We start from the raw sequence: 2,849 nt of genomic DNA, 5'->3' as shown, positions 1-2,849 counted from the left end.
CNTAGTTCTCTATACTGGAGAATTAATCCTGGAACTTCATTTATATTTTGAGAGTCTAATTCCTCTAGAACGGACGAATCCGTTGAGAAACCTGTTTTTGTTTTCTTAACAATTGGAAATGATAGTTCATTGAATAAGAACTCACCTACCTGCTTAGGAGAATTAAGATTGATTTCATTCATACTATATGAATTAATCTTTTGCTGAATAGAGTCCAGTTTCCCTTGAAGCTCTTCTTCTAACTCTTTTAGAAAGTCCTTGTTCAGTCTAATCCCTTCAAACTCCATCCTAGTAAGAATTTCAAGAATTGGACGGTCGAGATTATAATAAATATCTTCAAGTTCTTTTTCTTTTAGTTCCTTAACAAGATCTTGTCCTACACGGTAGACTGCAATAGCACGTAAACCACTATATTTTGCGGCTGCTTCTGTATCGAGACTTGTAACAAATGGGTTCTTCTTATCAAGCTTAACAAGAGAAATATTTACTGAACTCGCAAGACTATCAATTGAGTGATTTAGGCCAGGATCAGCGACATAGTGCGCCTGAACAACATCAAAATTCTGGGCCTTATACATTAGAGAGTTTCTAAATAGGTATGAAATATCTCTTTTAGAATGCTCAGAATATACTGTTAGCTTATCGTTATTCCAGATTTTTTCATATAACTCATTAAAATTATCTTCATTTACAGCAATATAATGAGAGGAGACGTCATCAAATGAAAGACTCATTGAAACGAGTCTTCTATTAATAATGTCATCAGAGTCATATTCCGTTTGAACAGCAACTCTTTGCGCATCTGTTAATAACTTCAGGAGTTGAGAATATTTTTCTGAGTTATCAACAACCTCATGCTTGAACATATCGTCCAAATTAGGTGCTTCACCATTTTCCATCTGTTCCGCTTGGGCCATTTGATACTTAAGATCTTCCATTCTCTTGATCATTGTATTAAATCCAAGATCTTTTAAGAAATTGATTAAACTATCATTTGGATAGAAATTAATTTCTGTTTCTTCTGCCTCAAGTCCCAAATTAACGTCGGTCACAATTTTGATAAGGTCTCTTGAAAGTAACCCCTCATCTAAATGCTCAGAAAATGCTGTCGTTAATTTCTTTCCTTTAAATGTATCTTTTACTTCGATACACTTATCAAGTGAGCCATGTTCAGCTAAGAGCTTAGCCGCTCCCTTTGCTCCTATTCCCCTCATTCCTGGAATATTATCTGAAGTATCACCTACCATTGAGAGGTAATCTACAATTTGATTTGGCATGACACCCATTTTTGCCATAACACCATCAGCGTCATAAATAACGTCTTTCATCGTGTCGAGCATTTTAATATTATCCCCAACAAATTGCATAAGGTCTTTATCACCAGAGGCGATGAGAATCTCATCAAAGTTATCCTTCCATTGAGTTACAGCACTTCCGATAATATCATCGGCCTCATAATTATCATCAGCAACATTCTTAAGACCCATTTCATCAATAAGTCTTTTAATGAGAGCAAACTGTGGAACTAAATCCTCTGGTGGTTCACTTCTATTTGCTTTGTAGGCATCATACATTTCATTTCGAAATGAGCCTCCAGATGTATCTCTTGCAAGTAGTATATGGGTTGGTCGATACTTCGAAAGAATCTTTAGAAACATTGATAGAACACCATGAATTGCATTCACTGGGGTACCATCTGGTGCTGTTAAAGGCCTAACAGCAAAGAAAGCTCTAAAGATAAAGTTGGAAACATCAACGACGATTAATCTTGATTTTTGCGACATGTAACAAATCTCCCTTATTTGACACACAAATGTACCTTGATTTATAGGTCTTGTTAAGCTTTGAGAAGGGGAAACTATGGACACTGCATCAAAAATTCAAAAGTACGAAAACATAACAAAGCAGATACTCGCCGTTGTAGAAGGCGAAGAAAACCATGTTGCTAAAATGGCCACAATCTCTTGTCTCTTAAAGGCTGAGTTTCCATATTACTATTGGTGCGGTTTTTATATCGTAGATCCATTAAAACCTGATCAACTTGTCATTGGGCCATATCAAGGAACAATGGGTTGCTTAAGAATACCATTCGGAAAAGGTGTCTGTGGAACAGCTGCTAAAGAGAAGAGCACTCAAGTTGTTGAAGATGTCCATGCTATTGCTAACCACATCGCTTGTGATGCTGCGAGTACCTCAGAAATTGTTGTTCCAATTATTCGAGATAATAAATTACTTGCTGTTTTAGATGTTGATAGTACAGAAGTAGCTTCATTTGACGATACTGATAAAAAATATCTTGAAGAGCTTCTAAAGCGCGCTTTTACTTAGTTTCAGCCGTAGGTTCGAACCAACTAGATTTACGCTTCTTTATTTGAGTCAGTGTATCATCATTGGCCATAACTGTTGTATCTGCCATAACGTCACCTAGGCGGTGTCCAGAATCTAATTTATAGAGTAGGTAAACCTCTAGGGCCAAGACTGGAACTCCAAGAATGAAGGCAATAATCCAACCCCAAATTGGAATGATGGCAAAAAAGAGAGGGATGATAATTGGTAGGTTTCTAATAAATGACTGCTTAACCGAACATGGACTTCCATCTTCAAGCGAAATGACTGAAAAGCCAATGAACTTCTTCCCTACCGATTGTCCGTTTTGAATCGCATCTGCAAAGGTCATATAAATGAGTGAAAGTATGATCCCACCTGGATAGAAGAATATCGACAAAACTAGAACAATGAACATGTCTATAGCTTTTGCTAAGAGTCTCGAAAAACGAGCGACTTTAATTGCTGATTCTAATAAATACTTTCTATCCATAATTTCATTCTATCCTATTGAATATAAAGAG

General features: G+C 36.5%; 3 protein-coding genes. 1 reads left to right on the top strand and 2 read right to left on the bottom strand.

What is annotated here, in order from left to right; genetic code table 11:
• Positions 1–1,784 (bottom strand): DNA polymerase (locus M901_RS11350; RefSeq protein ID WP_034721884.1); only part of this gene is annotated, 1,784 nt, incomplete at its 3' end.
• Between the two features lie 76 nt (positions 1,785–1,860).
• Between M901_RS11350 and M901_RS11345 the strand changes: the two genes are divergently transcribed.
• Positions 1,861–2,328: a GAF domain-containing protein gene (locus M901_RS11345; protein ID WP_021278338.1), complete on the top strand. Its 468-nt coding sequence runs from the start codon at positions 1,861–1,863 to the stop codon at positions 2,326–2,328.
• On the opposite strand, the gene M901_RS11340 is transcribed toward M901_RS11345, so the two are convergent.
• On the bottom strand, positions 2,321–2,818 hold the full coding sequence (locus tag M901_RS11340) for an RDD family protein (protein WP_021278337.1): 498 nt from the start codon (positions 2,816–2,818) through the stop codon (positions 2,321–2,323). The genes M901_RS11345 and M901_RS11340 overlap by 8 nt on opposite strands.
• Positions 2,819–2,849 lie beyond the last annotated feature (31 nt).

The organism is Bacteriovorax sp. DB6_IX, assembly GCF_000447775.1.
Taxonomy (GTDB): Bacteria; Bdellovibrionota; Bacteriovoracia; order Bacteriovoracales; family Bacteriovoracaceae; genus Halobacteriovorax_A.
Note: the sequence above shows the minus strand (reverse complement) of the source record. Positions and strands in the feature narration are given on the sequence as shown.